This is a genomic window from Paenibacillus sp. FSL E2-0190, from assembly GCF_037992965.1.
In the GTDB taxonomy this organism is placed as follows: Bacteria; Bacillota; Bacilli; order Paenibacillales; family Paenibacillaceae; genus Paenibacillus_AQ; species Paenibacillus_AQ odorifer.
In genome coordinates, this window is sequence record NZ_CP150306.1 from 5920580 (window position 1) to 5937849 (window position 17270).

A 17270-nucleotide genomic window follows, 5' to 3' on the forward strand; every position below is an offset into this window, starting at 1 on the left:
TTTCCAATTTCCGAGAACGCAAAAAAAGCCTCATCCGCAAGGGACGTGAGACCGTGGTGCCACCCTTATTCGCTGCTTAACCTTTGTATAGTCAAAAGGAAACAGCCTTAGTCTTCCGTTAACGGGGAAGATCCGGCCGGTCTACTAGGGCATCTTGCTCCCGTTCAAGCGCGGCGCTCAGGGGTCCATTCATCAGGAGTGTCCTACCGGTTCGCATCAACCACCGGCTTTCTGAAGGTGCATTTCCTGTCTACTTGTCCCCGTCATCACATTCTCATCATAATTTAATGCCTTCATCATAGAACCATAAAGAGAAGTTGTCAAATCACTTAACCACTTCCGCATAAATCTGTTATGATAAGGTTATCCATGTTCTATTCGATTACAGTTACGATAAAGGAGCATATCTCATGAAACAGGTGACCAAAGGGCAGTGGGGCGGTTATGATACTTATATTTTGCACAGCCGCGAACTGGAAGTCACGCTTTTGCCGCGACTAGGAAACAACGTGATTTCATTGTTTGATGTAAAGGAACAGCGGGAAATTCTGCGGCGGCCTGATGAAAGCGATCAAGCTTTCTTTATGCAAAAACCTTACCATTTTGGCATCCCGCTCTTAATTCCACCCGGAAGAATTCGTAAAGGAAAATTTCAATTCGAGGGTACAAGTTATCAATTTGACCAGAATACCGCAGGTGACAATCATATCCATGGCCTACACCGGACTCAATCCTGGTGTGTCAGCGATATTGAAGAAGACGAGGACGGTTGTGCAGTCACTACTGAATTCCTAACTGAAGATGATCCGCACTGGATGGAGCAATTTCCCATTCCACTCAAATTCGAAATGACATTCAGGCTTCAGGATGCCCGGCTCAGCCAGACTTTAAAGGTTACAAATCTCGGCGATCATCGTATTCCCTTTGGGATCGGCTATCACACCTGGTTTATGATCGATGGAGAACCTGAACGCTGGAATCTCAAGCTGCCCGTAAACAGCATTTATGAACTAAACGATGAATTGCTCCCTAGCGGCAATCTAATTCCACTTGGTGATCTAGATTCTCTAAATTCTGGAATCAACCTCCAGGGAACTAATTTTGATACTGCTCTACGTATTGGTGACAAGCAGCCCGTAGAAGCCTTGCTATTACGCGATGATGGTTATGGTCTTCGTTATACAGCTGACGAGAATCATTTCCGCCACTGGGTCCTGTATACCAAAGGACCAGCCGACCAATTTCTGTGCATCGAACCTTACACCTGGCTCCCGGATGCTCCTAACGTTTCCGATGACCCTTCCTTCACGGGCTTGCTGAAGGTAGAACCAGGTCAAAGTCTTGAGCTGTCCACTATGCTGGAAATGATCTATCCCGAGAATTAAAGCAGATATACATTATATCGGTCTTCCCTTGCGTTTACGTAAGAGAAGGCCGATTTTTTGTGCGAGCTTAGTTATTTGGGCTTTCTACCCTTACTTTTAATCGACTAATAATTACCATCCTTAAAACCTTTCGATAGCATGCATGAATTAGCCTCTTAGCGCTCATACTATCTTCACAACGGGCGAAGGAGGTGACACACATGGGTCAAGCAGGTCAAGGTCGTAGCAGCCGTTCCAATAACCTTGTAGTTCCTCAAGCAAATGCAGCGTTGCAACAATTGAAATATGAAGCAGCACAAGAGCTTGGAGTAACGATCCCAGCTGACGGTTATTACGGGAACTACACTTCCCGCGAAACTGGTTCTTTGGGAGGTTACATCACTAAACGTCTAGTACAACTGGCAGAACAACAACTGTCCGGTCGTCAGTAACATCGTTATCTTAAGTGTTTTATCCGGCAGAGGTCTTAAACAGCCTATTGCCGACTAGCTTTCAAACCTCTCACACTTCTTCTAGAAGCTGTGGGGGGTTTTTCTAATTTATAGCCTATAGTCCCAGCTGCAAACAATTTTTATGTAAAACGTTTAACTTAAAAATTGATCAGCACTCTCGGCGTAAGCATTACGGGGAGATCGAATCATCAGATTCGCCATATTATAATTAGACTCCAGCGTAGCATCTACGATTAGCTTGCCCTGTCTTATAGCGAATTCATAGCTGATCTCACCATGAGTCCAACGGCGTTTGTATTTCAGACTCTCCAGTGCCATTAGACGAAAAGAAGACTGCTGGCTCTCCGTTATTCCTTCCTTCACTTCTGTGAATCCACCCCCCCGACCGGCTAAAGGATGATGACGTATGCCGAATTTGCCAATGGTATTATTTCGTATTTGCACAAATACCGTACCGGAAGATAGTCCTGACAATTCCTCTTGCAGTTCCCTAAACACCAAATCCATCTGTCTTGCTAATGATAGCTGTTCTGTCTTAAGCATATCTTTCCTCCTAAAAGTTTTGTGAGCTTAGCTACTTCGAGTTTACTTCGTACAAATCGGCTTAGTAAGCGCTTACTTAAGCTTTTTGAGCTGAGCTCATTTGTCTTCCATGCAAGCCTTTTATAAGGCTCAAGGCTCATTATAGACCCCTTAAATACGTCAAACAACATTATTCTACAAAATTGGGTTATTATCCCTAGTAATGCGCAAAATTCATGGATCATTCGTATATTAATTTTTATAAACCGGGGGTTTTCGACATTTAAGCATTAAAAAAAGACCCCTTAACCGGGGTCTTTGCGTGTTCACACTGAAATTCCGTTATTTTTTGTGTCCTGAAATTTGTCTTATTTTAGACATTTCACGCTAAATGCTCTGTCATCTCCAAGAACTCGGTAATATCAGCCACGATCAGATCTGTAGCTCCTTGCCAGAAATCCGGTTTTGTCAGATCCACACCCAAATGTTTGAGCACCAAATCCTCCAATGTCATCACGCCGGTATCCTGCAACAAGCTATCGTATTTGTCTGCAAAGGAAGCTCCCTCTTGTAATGCCAGACGATATAAGCCTGTACTGAACATATAACCAACGGTGTACGGAAAATTATAGAAAGGTACATCTGTGATATAGAAATGCAGCTTCGACGCCCAGAAGTGAGGATGGTATTCAGAAAGCACACCACAGAAAGCTTCTTTCTGTGCTTCCACCATCAGAGCGGACAGTTCCTCAGCATTTACAAGACCTTCCTTACGTTTCTCATAAAAGCGAGTCTCGAACAAGAATCGAGCGTGAATGTTCATAAAGAATGCCACACTGTTCTGTATCTTCGTTTCAAGCAGAGCCAGCTTCTCCTCTGCATTGCCCGCAGCTTTAACCTGAGCATCAGATACAATCACTTCTGCAAAGGTTGAAGCGGTCTCTGCAACGTTCATTGCATAATTCTGATTAAATACAGGTTGATCATCAAGCAGGTAGGAATGATAAGCATGTCCCAGCTCATGGGCCAATGTTGAAACATTGGAAGGTGTGCCGCTGTAAGTCATGAATATCCGTGATTCTTTACTCTCAGGGAAGGAAGTACAGAATCCACCAGGGCGTTTGCCATTACGATCCTCAACCTCGATCCAGTTATTATCAAAGGCACGCTCTGCAAACTCAGCCATCTTAGGACTAAATTTACGGAACTGTGTGACGATATCCTTCGCAGCTTGATCATAAGGGATCTTGCCGGAGGATTTGCCTACAGGAGCTTCGACATCGACCCATGAGAGAGAATCCAGCCCCAGCAGCTTGGCTTTACGCTGAAGGTAGGACACAAGTACAGGTTTGCTATTCGTAATCACGTCCCACATTGTATTTAAGGTGTCCTGTGTCATACGATTGATGCTGAGCGGATCTTTCAGAACATCGTCCCAGCCTCTGCCCTTATAGAGCTTCAGGCGGAAGCCTGCTAAGTGATTTAAGGTATCCGCGCAATTATCTGCCGCTTCAGTCCAAGCCTCTTCCCATTTATGGAACATCGTTTGACGCACTTTTGGATCTGGATCATCCAGCTTATTAAAAGCTTGGCCAGCAGATAGCAGCTTTGTTCCTTCTTCATCCTCAAATGGGATCTTGATTGAGCTAACAATCGTATCATAGTGCCCGCTCCATCCATGATATCCGTCAACAGCTAATTCCAACGCTAAGCTTTCCAGCTCAGGGCTCATCTTCTCACGGGCCAAATCACGGCTCTCGCTCAGTACGAACGTTAAAGGAGCAATCTCTGGACGAGCCATCCACTCAGCCCATACCTTGTCCGTAGTCTGACGAAGGACATTGCTAAATTGCGAGCTGATCCCTTCGAATCCGGCGCGCATGCTTGTCACTTTGGCCGCCAGCCTTACCGCACCCTTGTCCATCTGATTCTGAGCGCCTAGACAGTCTGCGAAGGAAGTGACCTCCACAAGTCTTCCTGAACAGCTCTGAAGCAATGCTATAACCTCATCCAATGCTTTGGTAGACGCAACATCCGTTGGTGCCACAGCATCCTTCACAAAGCCTTGCAAGGATAAAATATCTTTTTCAAGCTTGCTCAAGAACCCTTCTAACTGTGCAGACGAAGAACCCCCCGGAAAAATAGTATCAAGTTCCCAAGTCAGTGATAACGGTTGTTTCATGTGTACTCACCATTCCTTTGCTTTCATTTGACTTTCTTTGTAATTGTCTTAACACCATGGTAAAGTGAATAACGATATCTGAACATTTATAGCCGATAAACTTTAGGAGGGCATCCATATGAAGCCACTACAAATTTCACCGGAAACAGCCATTACGTTATCCAAGCAACTAGGCGTTCCTTTGGAACACTTGATGCATATGCCCCAACATATTTTACTACAAAAAATAGCGGAGCTATCCAAAAAAGAAAATCCCCCACAAACTGAGGGCGAAAATGAAGAGACTCCTTCTGGGAAGGACTCACAATGATTCCATTTAGTCATACCTGGCCTTATGACATCATTCTAGGCGATATGTATGTGCAATACTGTCCATTCTGCAACTCAGAGAATGTGCTTCTGCCTATGAAGCCAAAAGAATTACAAATCGTTCGTGACGGCAAGAAAAAACTGCTCGTCTTCCCCTGCTGCAGCGCCAGTCCTACAGTTATAGATAATGACGGCGATTACCTTTTGTTCGATCGAGCTGTCAGATAAGCAAATCCTAACATTTTCTTTCTACAAAGCGCAGAGGAGAATTTAATTCTCTTCTGCGCTTTTTGTTGTTCGCAAACATTATGAACTTGAAGACAAGCCTTCGATATCAACTTCAACATCTAGAGCCTCAGCACGCATTTGCTCCCGTAAAATAACCCACTGCTCACGTGCCGCTCGAATCATCGCCGCATCCATGATCTTCTGATCATTGATCAGACGGGAGAACCACATTACAGCCACTGAGTATTCTCCGATCCGCCGATTAAGTTCGCCGATCAGGTACATGAGCCGGGCATCATTGCCGGCAATGCCATCTATTTCATAGACCTTAACATACTCGTCCAAAGAATAGCGTAAAAAACGCTTCTCCTGCTCAGTCTCCCCTTGATAGCGATAGAGCCAAGCAATATGATGCAGCAGACTTGCGATAATCCGATCTTTATCGTTAATACTTTGAGCACATAAAAGCGCCAGCTTATAGGTCTCGAGCGCAGTTTCCCAGTCTCGTTTCTCTCCAAAGTCCCGGCTCTTCCAGCGTTTCCCTACCTGTTCATTAAATGCCTTGCGCTGGCGTTCCGTCAGCTTGTCAGCCGAATTTTCTGTGGAGGCAAACCCGCAATTGGGGCAGACCCGTACAACATAATAATCCGGATTCTCATTTTTATAATACGCGCAGAAATCAGCATCACGCCGAATAGCCTTTTTTAGACTAGGGCGTACCCGCGAGGTTGAAAATTCATTTTCACAGTTGCAACACTTGACCTTAATAGAATATAGGGGTATTAACTCTGTCAAGTACTCTCATTCCTTTCAGGATCAACCTGTCCCTTATTATTCCTGGGGCATGTTAACAAAATGATGTGCAGGACCTGCAAGGCGGCTAAGCACGAATGAACGCAGTGGTTCTTCGACTCCAGTCTCCACCAGAGCCTCTTTCATACATTGTAGCCACTCCTCAGCACGTTCTGGAGTAATAGGAATATGCATATGCCTTGCTCTCATCATGGGATGTCCATGTAATTCCGAATAAAGTGGACCCCCGCCAAAAAACTGTGTCAGGAATTGATATTGCTTCTCCAGAACTGGAGTAATATCTTCAGGGAACAAGGGTCCCAGCTGCGGATGAAGCTGTACCTTGGCATAGAACACTTCCACCAACCGATGTAGTGCTTCAGCCCCCCCTAGATTGTCATATATACTCTCATTTGGATTCATTGAGGTTACCAGCCTTCTTCTATATTAATGAAACGTTACTTATTTTATTATACCAAAGATAAGCATAACACGGATATCCGTCGAAAGTGCTCTCTAAACTACAGAAAAAAGGCGCTAAACTATAGTTCAGCGCCTGAAGAGTAAGGTTAGTAGGTCCTAAATTCCTCATCACCAGGAGGGACGAGAGAGACCCGGATTACATATACAAAAGCACAAACGAGAACTCCGGCTATAACGCTCATCGCCATCACTCCATCCCATTTAATCGTGTAACAGAGGGTGCATTTATTTATTACATAATATCATAATTCCTGCGAAAAAGCACAGATAATTGTAACCGCTTTCTCCATTTTTTTGTGCTGTTTGTCCCTCTTTTTGCATACATCTAACCATAGACCAGGAGGCGTTAATTATGACTTTTAAAAAGATTGGCGGCCCGCTGCTGGGATTCATATTGGCAGGTTGTATGCTGCTTATGTTACTTCATCCTGAAGCATCTCTTGCCGCAGCCTTACGTGGCCTGGCCATCTGGTGGGACGTGCTCTTCCCTTCACTGTTTCCCTTCTTCGTCATTTCTGAAATCATGCTAGGCTTAGGCATTGTCCATCTCTTCGGCGCTTTACTTGATCCACTGATGCGTCCCCTCTTCGGTATACCAGGCAGCGGTGGTTTTGTCGCGGCCATGGGATATGTATCAGGATATCCCGTTGGAGCCAAATTAACCGCTAAGCTGCGGGAGCAGAAGCTGATCAGCAGAATCGAAGGTGAACGCCTTGTAGCATTTACAACCTCCTCCGATCCTATTTTTCTATTAGGGGCGGTATCCGTTGGGTTCTTTCGCGATGCTTCTTTGGGGCTAATATTGGCACTAGCCCACTACGGAAGTGGCTTAATGGTTGGTCTCCTAATGTCATTTCATGGACGTAAGGAACAAAAGACCCCCACCCAAGACCCAACAAAAAGTAGTTCTGACGTCCCCTCTGCTCCAGCAAAACAAGGATTCGGCAGAATACATGCCGCACTCCTTGCGATGTCCGAAGCCCGGCGCAAGGATGGACGTAGCTTCGGAGAGCTGTTAAAAGGAGCGATCCAATCCTCGCTACAGCTTATTATTGTCGTAGGGGGTCTGGTTGTATTCTTCAACGTGCTAATGGAGCTGCTTGCCCGTGCCGGAATCCTGCCCTCACTATTTAGCCTGGCCGGATCTCTCGTCTCCCTTGTTGGAGGGCCTCCCGAATTAGCTCAGGCCTTGATCAGCGGATTATTCGAGGTCACCATAGGTGCCCGTTCTGCTGGTGAAGCCGCTTCTTCCATCCCGCTTCAATTCAAGGTCGCAGCAGCTGCCTTTATTCTCTCTTGGGGCGGATTATCTGTACATGCCCAAGTCGCCAGTATTTTGAACGGTACCGGGCTGCGTTATCTGCCTTTCTTAACTGCGAGACTAATACATGCCGTACTCGCAGCAGGTCTCGTGGTGCTGCTATGGAAGCCTGTGATGGGATCAGGATTGTCTTCTGCCTGGGTCTCTCTGCCAGCCTCCACCGCCTTTACACCTTCAGCCTCTGGTGTCACTGCCAACCTAGCTCTACTGAGTCTTATACTGGCCGCTGCTCTTCTAGTGTCACTGCTTATTCCTGTCTTTATGGCAATGCTCCGATTGATGCGCCGAAGTTGATTACATATTGTGTTCCGGGGCAAGATTGATTATGATCGGTGTATGACGGAATTATATAAAGGAGCTTGTACATCTTGAGATATTATGTTCTGGACCGCGGTGATGAGCTGTCAATCAAACTTGCCGAGCAATTTCACAAGCTGGCGGCGGAGCGGGATTTGCAACTGGATGCCGAGTCTCCGGAAATCGTCATCTCGATAGGTGGAGACGGCACAATGCTGCACGCTTTTCATACCTTTATCGATCAGATTCCCAACTTAGCCTTTGTAGGTGTGCACACAGGACACCTCGGCTTCTATGCGGACTGGCAAGCAGAAGAGCTGCCCACCTTAATCGATTATATGTGCGGAACCGGTGATACTGAGCCGCAAATACCGCGCATTGTGAAATATCCATTAATAGAGCTGGAGATTCACAAAAAATCGGGATCTTCGTCTCACATTGCCCTCAACGAATTTACCCTTAAAGGGGTGGATGGAACTATAATGATCCAAATCGACATCAATGATGTCACCTTCGAAATGTTCCGGGGCGATGGACTTTGTATTTCAACTCCCTCTGGCAGCACCGCTTATAACAAAAGCCTTGGGGGCGCTATGGTTCACCCTTCAATAGAAGCGCTGCAGATTGCCGAAATCGCGTCTATTAACAACCGTGTATTCCGGACAATGGGCTCTCCGCTACTACTGCCGAAGCATCATCATTGTGACATTTTTTCATGTAAAGACCAGCGTTTGCTGCTCACCGTAGATCATAACAACATTCCTGTTGATGACCTGATTTCAGTACGCTGTCAAGTTTCAGACAAAAAAGTCAGCTTTGCAAGGTATCGTCCGTTTCCGTTCTGGAACCGTGTCCGTGAAGCTTTCTTAGTCTGAGATCAGGGGATCAAAAAGCTGGAGATTTCAATATCTCCGGCTATTTTTGGTGTGACAAAACTAACACCAATTGATAGACATAGAGAGAAATCAAATGGTATAATGAGGCTATTTTACAAAGAGTTACATAAAAGGAGAGAGTACTGTTGAAAAAATTATTATCCCTCTTGAGCATAAGTCTTCTGGCCCTGATACTGGCGGTCCCGGCTTTTGCTGCTTCAAAACCGATTGATGTTTATATCAACGGCAGTAAGGTTTCCTTTACCGCAGGAACCCCATACTTAGCGAACAATTCTGTACTTGTCCCTTTCCGGGTCATCTTCGAAAAGCTTGGACTTCAGGTGCTTTGGGATGCCAAGACTGGAACAGTAACAGGTAAAAGTTCAAATCTGGCGATCAGCCTGAAAATTGGCAGCAACCGCGCAACCGTTAACGGAACCGTGAAAAAACTGACCACCGCACCAGTCTCCTCAGCTGGCACTACATACATTCCTTTACGTTTTATCGCAGAGGCAACCGGAGGCACAGCCGTCTGGAATTCAACCAGCAGAAGCGTGCAAATCACCACCCCAGTATCCAAAGATAAGGACGAAGCAGCGATTACAGCATTAATCCGTTTGTCTAATAAATATTTCAATGAAGAAAAAGCAATTAGCTTCTATTCCCTTATGGATTCAGAATCCTCTAATGCGGACTCGGTGGCGGATCTTAATGCATCCTTTGAGATTTTTGACATAAAAAATACTATTGAGAGTTTGGAAATCATTGATATTTCAGGCAATGACGCTACTGTCTATACACTGGAAAGCTCTCGCCGGACAGGTGGGGCCTATACGCCAGATACAGAGGACGAATACATGTATACACTTATCCGCAAGAATGGAAGCTGGAAAATATCATCTGTGGAATCCCAAAGCTCCGTGATACTGCTGACTCGTGAACAAGCTCTAAAAACAGCAGCTAACATTCCTCAAAATGATGCGGATGCCATCAAAGGTAATATCACCAAATATTATCAAGCTATGAATGAACAAAATTCGGCCGCTGTTCTTTCCACCATGACTTCATACGGAGAAGAATATGATACTTCCCTTAAGGAAGATCTGGAAGATTTCTTTACTTCATATGACGTCATTTATACTCCAAGCGTTTCGAGTATCTACTATTTTAGCGCCAAAGAAGCAGCTATTTATGTAGAAAGCAAAGAGAAGGATGCCAGTGAAGAGGAAACTTTTGAGCAAGGCACGATCTTCATTTTATCCAAGTCGGATAACGGGGTATGGACTACTGATAACACCTACAGCGTTTACTATAAACTTGTGAAATCCTAACAACCATACGTCACAGAAAGTTAATTCGTGCAGTGTATACTTTCTTATCTTATAAATTATATAAAAAGGGCGTATGATTCCATGAAATCCAATAAAGTAATAAGTGCACTTCTAGGCAGCTGTCTGGCTTTATCCCTAACTTTTGCTCCAGTGGTGTCTGCTGCCGATGCCGCTCAGGCATCTACAGATAACCGTGATCTTATCAATGAAGTCATGAATATTCTGGAGAACTATAACCTCTCCGGTGTAGATAAGGATACCTTGATTCGTGGAGCCATTGACGGCATGGTGAACACCCTGGATGATCCCTATAGCCAATACTTCAATACCGAGGAAGCGGCACAATTTGAACATGATGTTGATCTGGAATACGTTGGTATTGGTGTTAGATTGCAATATACCGCAACAGAACTCTACATCGAAGACATAACACCCGGTTCGCCTGCAGAACAAGCAGGTCTGAAACGCGGCGATACGATAGTCAAAATTAACGGAATCCCCGTTGAAGAGACTGAAGGTGACGAGTTAAGCGGAGCCGCAGGCACCAAGGTCACTCTGCAGGTGCTCCGGAATGGAGTGTCTAAATCATTTCGTGTAACCCGGAATGAAATCAGCTCAACTTCCGTTACCGGAACCATTGTTGGACAGAAAATAGCCTACATCACACTGAGCGGTTTCACACAGAATTCCGATGAAGAATTCGCCGCCATGCTGAAAAAGATGCGCGCAGCAGGTATGAAATCGATGGTGCTTGATTTGCGTGACAACTTAGGCGGCTATATGGATTCGGCATACAACATTACCTCCAATTTTATGGATAAAGGCATCATGATGTATACCTCCGATCAAACCGGAGCACTTACTCCAGTAACGATTACCAGCGGCAGCAAAATAGGTGTACCCGTCGTTATTCTAACGAATGAGTACACTGCCAGCGCTTCTGAGGCGCTTACTGGCGCATTACGTGACAATAAGCTCGCTACCGTCGTAGGCACTCGTTCTTTCGGCAAAGCACGTATTCAGAGCCTGCTTCCAATGTCTAATGGAGACATGCTGAAGCTGACTACGCAGAAATACCTAACTCCAAATAAAGAAGACTTTAATCACATCGGCCTTGCACCGGATATTGAGGTTAAAGGCAAAACTGCACAGCTGATTACCGCTCTTCAGATTGCAGGAATGAAAAGCATTGAGGTTTCCGGTGATCATCATATCTTGAACGTCAACGGGGTTGCCTTTGCTGGTAATGTGGGTCTAATAAAGCAAGGAGATAAGACTTATGCTTCTTCGCTCGTATTAGGTGCACTGATCGAAGGCGACATCACATGGGATGCCAAGAACAAAAAAGTCATCGTAACGAACGGGGCAGGTAAAGCGACCGGCTTTACATTGTCCTCCAAAGAGGCGCTTTCTCAGAACGGCGAGACCTTCATTGAATTAAATGCCTTTAAGAAGAAGTTCCCTGCGCTTGTATGGAGTTACAATGCAACACAGAAACAATTGAAATTATCTGTAAAATAGATCCTTAATCTCACTAATCATTAAGCTGCTGAATCAAGCACCAATGAGTAAAAACAGGAGTTGTCACATAAGCCATGAAATGGCCGTTGAGACAACTTCTGTTCTTTGTTTAGTTTGATAATATTTGCACCTACGAAACATCTGTAGCACCTATCGGACATGGATGACCCTAAACGCAATATTAATCCATATTTGTTATGCTATCGGACCCCATAGTCGCTATTGGTATGAAAAACACCATAATTACGCCTCTTTCTAACGAATAGCATCATTGGAGTCCGAAACCCCGCTCAAAAGGCTGAAAATTCGCAAATAACGGCATCTGGGTCCTTAAGCCTTAGGGGATGATGAAACTGCTGGGTCAAGCAGCCAACGACTAACAGCAAAGAGCAGCAGAGCAACACACAGCAGCACAGCAACACCGAGCGGCACAGCAACACCGAGCGGCACAGCAACACCGAGCGGCACAGCAACACCGAGCGGCACAGCAACACCGAGCGGCACAGCAACAGCAGAGCAGCGATCTCCAAGTACCGGGAGAAACGCTGCTCTGCTATTTTTTATAAGAAAAAAAGCTGGCTCATTCGTAGAAGGACTCTACTTATGGTTCAGCTTTCATCATTAAGGTTGTGAATTTTCTATGTTTTGGTTGTTTTGGTTGTTTTGAGCGCTTTGAGGTTTTGGTGTGTTTTGGGGCTTCTGAGACTGACCTTGTGGCGGTCTGCCTTGGAAATCCTTTTTGGATTTCTTGCCCTGTGAATCCTTGCCCCGGTGATTTCGGCTCTGATGTTCTCTCACAGGTCTATCCTTCGCCATATTGTCCTTAGAAGAAGTCATCTCTTTAAATGCCAATGAGTGATTCGAGCCTTGCTTAGAGGATGTTTCTTTAACAGAGAACTCTTTATCTGCAGCCGCTTCATCACTAGCTTCCCCTTCTTGCTCCAAGGCCTCTTCATCACTCGGCTCTGGTATTTCTTTGATTAAAATATCCTTGAACATGCCTTCCTGTGGTACCTCTTTCAATTTATGCAGCACAAAATAAGCGCAGCCAAAATTGCAATATTCATTAATATAATCAACCATACCCGAAATCGCTGTATCCCGATTCACCTTAGGATGGTTGTCCCGGTAAAAACCTTTCAAACGCAACTGACTGTAACCCCAGTCACCGATAATATAGTCGTATCTTTCCAGCACCTCGCTATATCTCCCGCGAAACGCCTCCGGATTCCAACCATCCTTATGATCCAACATAAGTTCATAGCCTTTTCCGCCTATTACGATCAAACCTTTTGTCGCCTGCCTTTCTTTGGGTATCGTGGCGTTGATTATGCCGCCATCTATGTGGAATATTGGGCTTTCGGTCGCTGTTCTAGAACCGCTCCTACAGCACCAATATTCCCCTCCGATGACGCAAATCAACGATTTTTATGGGTAACCTAAGAGCAGAGATATCAGAACGCTGTCGCTTCTTCCTCCTCTTACTAACATTCTCCGTGAATTAAACCACAGAAAAGCAATAATTAGCTAGAAGAAACCGCACGCTCCTCGCGAGCTTGAGCTGCAGACTTCACCTGCTCATGCGCATGATAAGAGCTGCGAACTAGCGGGCCTGATTCCACGTGGCTGAAGCCACGCTTCATTCCCTCTTCCTTCAACAGTGCAAATTCCTCCGGTGGATAATATTTCTCCACATTTAAGTGTTTTGGAGTGGGTTGCAAATATTGTCCTAAAGTCAATATATCACAATTTACGGCTCGCAAATCATCCATTGCTTGTAAAATCTCATTCCACTCTTCACCGACACCAAGCATGATGCTCGATTTGGTTGGAATATTGGGTTTCATTTCCTTGGCTCTGCGCAGCAATTCCAAGGAACGAGGGTACTTCGCTTTAGCCCGTACACGATCTGACATCCGTTCCACGGTCTCAATATTATGATTAAGAATGTCTGGATTACTGTTCATGACAATCTCAAGACTATTCCGGTCTCCTAAAAAGTCTGGAATAAGCACTTCAACACTACATAACGGAAGGCGTTTACGAATCGCCGCTACCGTCTCAGCAAAAATCTGAGCGCCACCATCCGCAAGATCATCGCGGGCCACACTAGTCACCACACAGTGACGAAGATTCATTTTCTCTGCAGCTTCAGCTACACGTTCAGGCTCCTGCAGGTCCAGTTCTGTAGGCATCCCTGTATTCACTGCACAAAAACGGCATGCGCGTGTACAAATATCACCTAAAATCATGAAGGTAGCCGTACGGTTTGCCCAGCATTCATAAATATTCGGACACCTAGCTTCTTCACATACGGTATGTAAAGTTTTGGAACGCATCATGCTTTTGATTTCCTGATAGTTGTCACCGGTAGTTAGCTTAATCTTAATCCAATCCGGTTTAGGTTGCTTTGCTGTTTTATTAGACAAAATGATAAACCCCGCTTCCTCCTGAATGTGATGCTGCAGATGAAAGTTGCTGCCTCATATTATAACATGTGCGATTTACAATTGCCTGTTTTTGTGAAATATGCAGGGTGTATCATCTGGAGTTTCCAGCGAGATTTTTCTGGTACCTTTAGACAAGAACGGATAAAAAGTAGCATTTTGCACCAATCTATAAAAAAGCTTCATCCGAAGTGACTACATTCAATTTAATGCCCGGACAAAAGGAGGCTGTTATCTTGCTGGCCCTATTTAAGAATATTAAAGACCGGAGAACCCTGTTATGCCTGTCCGCGGCCGCTATCCTCTGGGGTGGTTTAAACCTTCCCGTTTCAGCAGCTGTAGCGCGGCCTACAATCCAACCGGTGATGAGCAGCGGGGATCCCGCTAGTGCTAGCAAAGAAGCGCAATGGTCTGGCCGTAGACAGATTTATGAGCAAATGAGCGCAGCTACTGGTATCCCGTGGTTTAGGTTCGCAGCCATTGATCAATATGAACGCACGCTCGCCAAAAAGGGAGCCTCAGGGCAGCCTGTCTCCACGCGCCTTACAGCCATAAAGATCCCGGCACCGGTATGGGCTGGTCCACTCAATCCGGATCAAGGGGATACTTCCCCGAACTCCATTAGCTTCTTTGATGGTTTTGGCAGTGATGGCTCAGGAGACGGCATTGCTGATCCAGAGAATGATGCGGACGTTCTCTATAGCATGGCTAGACACTTATTGAAGTATGGACAATCCGCTAGTGATTTCAGTATCGGGGTCTGGGAGTATTATCACAATGGCCGCGCCTCGCAGCGCATTACCCAGTTCGCGAAGTTATATGAACATTTTGGACGGCTGGACCTATCCGGCAATGCCTTCCCGCTTCCCTTAAGTAACCTTTATTCTTATCGTAGCACTTGGGGCACTGGAAGAAGCTGGGGTGGAGCACGTATCCATGAAGGAACAGATTTATTTGCACCTCAAGGAGTGCCCGTCCGAAGCACCTGCTTTGGCTTAGTGGAGACAAAAGGCTGGAACCGATACGGCGGCTGGAGAATCGGGATTCGCGATATTGAGAACCGTTACCATTATTACGCTCATCTATCTGGATATAACAAAACCATTTCTCGCGGAGATATAGTCACCCCCGGTGAGATTATTGGCTGGGTAGGCAGCTCGGGTTACGGCAATCCCGGAACTCAAGGGAAATTTCCTCCGCATCTACATTTTGGCATTTACCGCGATCGCGGAATTACCGAATGGGCTTTTGATCCGTTTCCGTTGCTGAAACAATGGGAGAATCAGGAATATAGAGACTTAAAGAACAAAAGAAGCAAAAAAAGTGCCGTAAATTAGAATAAGGTCCCTTTCCTTAGAGAGGGGCCTTTTCTTTTTTAATACAACATCAAACAGCCGAATGGTTCAATGCTGACCGTAAGCTTATTATTATTTTTAAAAATTACTCCAGACAATAAATCAGTTAATTCGTTCTTATCAGCTCGATATGGGCTAAGCTCTAGTTGGTAAGGGTTTGGAGAATTATTGATAATCAGCCCTATCTTTTCGTGCTCCACACCTCGTATGTAACCAAGCACATTACGAACTTCATCAGTAAACCAAGGACGGAAGGAGCCTTTGCGCAGAACCTCATGACTTTTTCTCAGAGAAATCAACTGTTGATACCACTTATGCAGCACTGCATTCTGAGCTTGTTCTTGCCATATCATAGCTTTTCTACAGTGGGGGTCCGTCGCCCCTTCCATCCCAACCTCATCCCCGTAATAGATCATTGGAATGCCGATATAGGTCATCTGGAAAAAAACAGCCAGCATCATACGTTCAACAGCGGTACCCAAGCGGTCCCAACCACGCCCACCTTCTTTACATGCCGTAAGAAACCGCAGGGTATCATGGCTGCCAAGCAACTGAAACATAGCCGAATTCGCCTGGTCATTATACAACGCCTCCTGATGGAGCAATTGCTCCATAAAGCGAACTGGCCCCGTCGATTGTTCCGCAAAAAATTCTAATACTGCATCACGAAGCACATAATTCATTCCTCCATCGAACTGATCCCCTCTAAGCCATGGCCCAGAAGCATGCATAATCTCACCGATCAGCAGGATTTCAGGATATTCAGATTTGAGTTCTTGCCGAAACCGGGACCAAAAACGCGGATTAACTTCATTGGCCACATCCAGACGCCAGCCGTCAATCCCTGTCTCGCGCACCCAATACTTCGCAACCTCAATCATGTAATTCGCCGTATCCGGATTATCCATGTTCAGCTTTGGCATATGCGCTTCAGCTTTGGCAAACGTTTCATAATTGGGTACAGGAGTCTGCGTAACCGGAAAGGAATGAATGAAGAACCAATCTTTATACGGAGATTGCTCTCCTTTTGCCAACACATCCTTAAACGCGAAAAAGCGATCTCCCGAATGATTAAACACAGCATCTAAAATCACTTTGATTCCATGCCTGTGCGCCTGGCTGACCAGTGCCTTCAATCCTTCCGTATCCCCAAATACTGGATCAACCTTATAGTAATCGGAGGTATTATATTTATGTTCTGAAGGAGACTCAAATACAGGCGTCATATAAACAACGTTTACTCCTAACTGTTGCAGGTAGGGCATTTTGTCAGAGATGCCTTGTAAGGTCCCTTCGTTATAACTGCTGGGATAGATTTGATAGGTTACTGCATCCATGCTCCATGAAGGTAACTTCAACGCCTCAGAATGATGGAGATATGCATATTGAAAAGAACCCGCGCGTTCCCGGTTCTCCGACGCCCCTCTCTCTCCATACCAGACATATTCACCAGCAGGATTAGTTACATGGAATAGATATCTGCATTTTTTAGTAGGGGTCTCAATGACCGCTTCATGTATCTCATAAACACCTGCCGACCCAATCCGCTCCATCTGCAAAGGAACTTCATGCCCCGGAGAATCATAACGGTCTGAGTAGATGACGGTACAGGATAATTGTTGTCCAGCTTGCGTGAACAGTCTGAGCTTCAAGATGCCCGTACCCATAGGATAGGCAAACGGATCTTCACTTGTATGATATAAAAACCATGTATGAGGCATAACTTCTAAACTCCTTTTTATACTTTTATCGTTAAATCTATGAGACTTA

At 45.3% G+C, this 17270-nt stretch carries 17 protein-coding genes and 1 other annotated feature; of the genes, 9 read left to right on the forward strand and 8 right to left on the reverse strand.

Annotated features, from left to right (window positions below; genetic code table 11):
- Positions 1-36 precede the first annotated feature (36 nt).
- Positions 37-276 (reverse strand) — a binding site (T-box leader).
- Positions 277-410: 134 nt separating this feature from the next.
- Together NST25_RS25995 and NST25_RS26000 are read left to right on the forward strand one after the other, a co-directional pair.
- The gene (locus NST25_RS25995) at positions 411-1385 is read left to right on the forward strand and encodes an aldose 1-epimerase (protein ID WP_076184767.1); all 975 of its coding nucleotides are present in this window, start codon (positions 411-413) and stop codon (positions 1383-1385) included.
- Between the two features lie 200 nt (positions 1386-1585).
- Positions 1586-1816 (forward strand): alpha/beta-type small acid-soluble spore protein, encoded by a 231-nt coding sequence (locus tag NST25_RS26000; protein ID WP_036685295.1) that lies wholly within the window; start codon positions 1586-1588, stop codon positions 1814-1816.
- A gap of 153 nt (positions 1817-1969) precedes the next feature.
- On the opposite strand, the gene NST25_RS26005 is transcribed toward NST25_RS26000, so the two are convergent.
- A complete protein-coding gene (locus NST25_RS26005) occupies positions 1970-2380 on the reverse strand; it encodes a hypothetical protein (RefSeq protein WP_036685297.1) in 411 nt (136 codons plus the stop codon).
- Positions 2381-2741: 361 nt separating this feature from the next.
- Entirely contained in the window at positions 2742-4541 is a 1800-nt protein-coding gene (locus NST25_RS26010) for a M3 family oligoendopeptidase (RefSeq protein ID WP_340392782.1), read from the reverse strand.
- A gap of 118 nt (positions 4542-4659) precedes the next feature.
- On the opposite strand from NST25_RS26010, the gene NST25_RS26015 reads away from it, so the two are divergent.
- Together NST25_RS26015 and NST25_RS26020 are read left to right on the forward strand one after the other, a co-directional pair.
- Positions 4660-4851 (forward strand): YycC family protein, encoded by a 192-nt coding sequence (locus tag NST25_RS26015; protein WP_036685305.1) that lies wholly within the window; start codon positions 4660-4662, stop codon positions 4849-4851.
- Entirely contained in the window at positions 4848-5078 is a 231-nt protein-coding gene (locus tag NST25_RS26020; protein WP_036685307.1) for a hypothetical protein, read from the forward strand. The genes NST25_RS26015 and NST25_RS26020 overlap by 4 nt, the downstream gene beginning before the upstream one ends.
- Before the next feature lie 78 nt (positions 5079-5156).
- On the opposite strand, the gene NST25_RS26025 is transcribed toward NST25_RS26020, so the two are convergent.
- Complete coding sequence (locus tag NST25_RS26025) at positions 5157-5873, reverse strand: DUF2225 domain-containing protein (protein ID WP_036685310.1); 717 nt, start codon at positions 5871-5873, stop codon at positions 5157-5159.
- Between the two features lie 36 nt (positions 5874-5909).
- Entirely contained in the window at positions 5910-6293 is a 384-nt protein-coding gene (locus NST25_RS26030; RefSeq protein ID WP_076134176.1) for a globin, read from the reverse strand.
- Positions 6294-6705: 412 nt separating this feature from the next.
- Here NST25_RS26030 and ylbJ point away from each other — a divergent pair, with 412 nt between their 5' ends.
- The 4 genes from ylbJ (at position 6706) to NST25_RS26050 (ending at position 11698) form a co-directional block, all read left to right on the forward strand.
- Positions 6706-7968 carry a sporulation integral membrane protein YlbJ gene (gene ylbJ / locus NST25_RS26035; protein WP_076193383.1) on the forward strand — a complete coding sequence of 421 codons (1263 nt, stop codon included), beginning with the start codon at positions 6706-6708 and terminating at the stop codon, positions 7966-7968.
- Between the two features lie 74 nt (positions 7969-8042).
- Positions 8043-8846 (forward strand): NAD kinase, encoded by an 804-nt coding sequence (locus NST25_RS26040; protein WP_076193385.1) that lies wholly within the window; start codon positions 8043-8045, stop codon positions 8844-8846.
- 146 nt (positions 8847-8992) lie between these two features.
- On the forward strand, positions 8993-10177 hold the full coding sequence (locus NST25_RS26045; RefSeq protein WP_076193388.1) for a copper amine oxidase N-terminal domain-containing protein: 1185 nt from the start codon (positions 8993-8995) through the stop codon (positions 10175-10177).
- A gap of 81 nt (positions 10178-10258) precedes the next feature.
- Complete coding sequence (locus NST25_RS26050; protein ID WP_076128004.1) at positions 10259-11698, forward strand: S41 family peptidase; 1440 nt, start codon at positions 10259-10261, stop codon at positions 11696-11698.
- A gap of 330 nt (positions 11699-12028) precedes the next feature.
- Here NST25_RS26050 and NST25_RS26055 read toward each other — a convergent pair whose 3' ends face one another.
- From NST25_RS26055 to lipA, 3 genes are all read right to left on the reverse strand, one after another.
- Positions 12029-12184, reverse strand: coding sequence for a hypothetical protein (locus NST25_RS26055; protein ID WP_339281403.1), 156 nt, complete (start codon positions 12182-12184; stop codon positions 12029-12031).
- A gap of 135 nt (positions 12185-12319) precedes the next feature.
- Positions 12320-12985, reverse strand: coding sequence for a YutD family protein (locus NST25_RS26060; protein ID WP_081387240.1), 666 nt, complete (start codon positions 12983-12985; stop codon positions 12320-12322).
- A gap of 236 nt (positions 12986-13221) precedes the next feature.
- Entirely contained in the window at positions 13222-14127 is a 906-nt protein-coding gene (lipA, locus tag NST25_RS26065; protein ID WP_036685320.1) for a lipoyl synthase, read from the reverse strand.
- A 254-nt stretch (positions 14128-14381) separates the two neighbouring features.
- Between lipA and NST25_RS26070 the strand changes: the two genes are divergently transcribed.
- On the forward strand, positions 14382-15482 hold the full coding sequence (locus tag NST25_RS26070) for a M23 family metallopeptidase (protein ID WP_076099379.1): 1101 nt from the start codon (positions 14382-14384) through the stop codon (positions 15480-15482).
- A 38-nt stretch (positions 15483-15520) separates the two neighbouring features.
- Here the strand turns inward: NST25_RS26070 and NST25_RS26075 are convergent, their stop codons facing one another.
- Positions 15521-17221, reverse strand: a complete 1701-nt coding sequence (locus tag NST25_RS26075; protein ID WP_076128007.1) for a glycoside hydrolase family 13 protein — start codon at positions 17219-17221, stop codon at positions 15521-15523.
- Positions 17222-17270 lie beyond the last annotated feature (49 nt).

Coding starts and splice junctions, on each gene's coding strand:
- NST25_RS26020 (WP_036685307.1), top strand. CDS start 4,848: ATGATTCCATTTAGTCATACCTGGCCTTATGACATCATTCTAGGCGAT.
- NST25_RS26010 (WP_340392782.1), bottom strand. CDS start 4,541: ATGAAACAACCGTTATCACTGACTTGGGAACTTGATACTATTTTTCCG.
- NST25_RS26050 (WP_076128004.1), top strand. CDS start 10,259: ATGAAATCCAATAAAGTAATAAGTGCACTTCTAGGCAGCTGTCTGGCT.
- NST25_RS26005 (WP_036685297.1), bottom strand. CDS start 2,380: ATGCTTAAGACAGAACAGCTATCATTAGCAAGACAGATGGATTTGGTG.
- NST25_RS26030 (WP_076134176.1), bottom strand. CDS start 6,293: ATGAATCCAAATGAGAGTATATATGACAATCTAGGGGGGGCTGAAGCA.
- NST25_RS26000 (WP_036685295.1), top strand. CDS start 1,586: ATGGGTCAAGCAGGTCAAGGTCGTAGCAGCCGTTCCAATAACCTTGTA.
- NST25_RS26015 (WP_036685305.1), top strand. CDS start 4,660: ATGAAGCCACTACAAATTTCACCGGAAACAGCCATTACGTTATCCAAG.
- ylbJ (WP_076193383.1), top strand. CDS start 6,706: ATGACTTTTAAAAAGATTGGCGGCCCGCTGCTGGGATTCATATTGGCA.
- NST25_RS26075 (WP_076128007.1), bottom strand. CDS start 17,221: ATGCCTCATACATGGTTTTTATATCATACAAGTGAAGATCCGTTTGCC.
- NST25_RS25995 (WP_076184767.1), top strand. CDS start 411: ATGAAACAGGTGACCAAAGGGCAGTGGGGCGGTTATGATACTTATATT.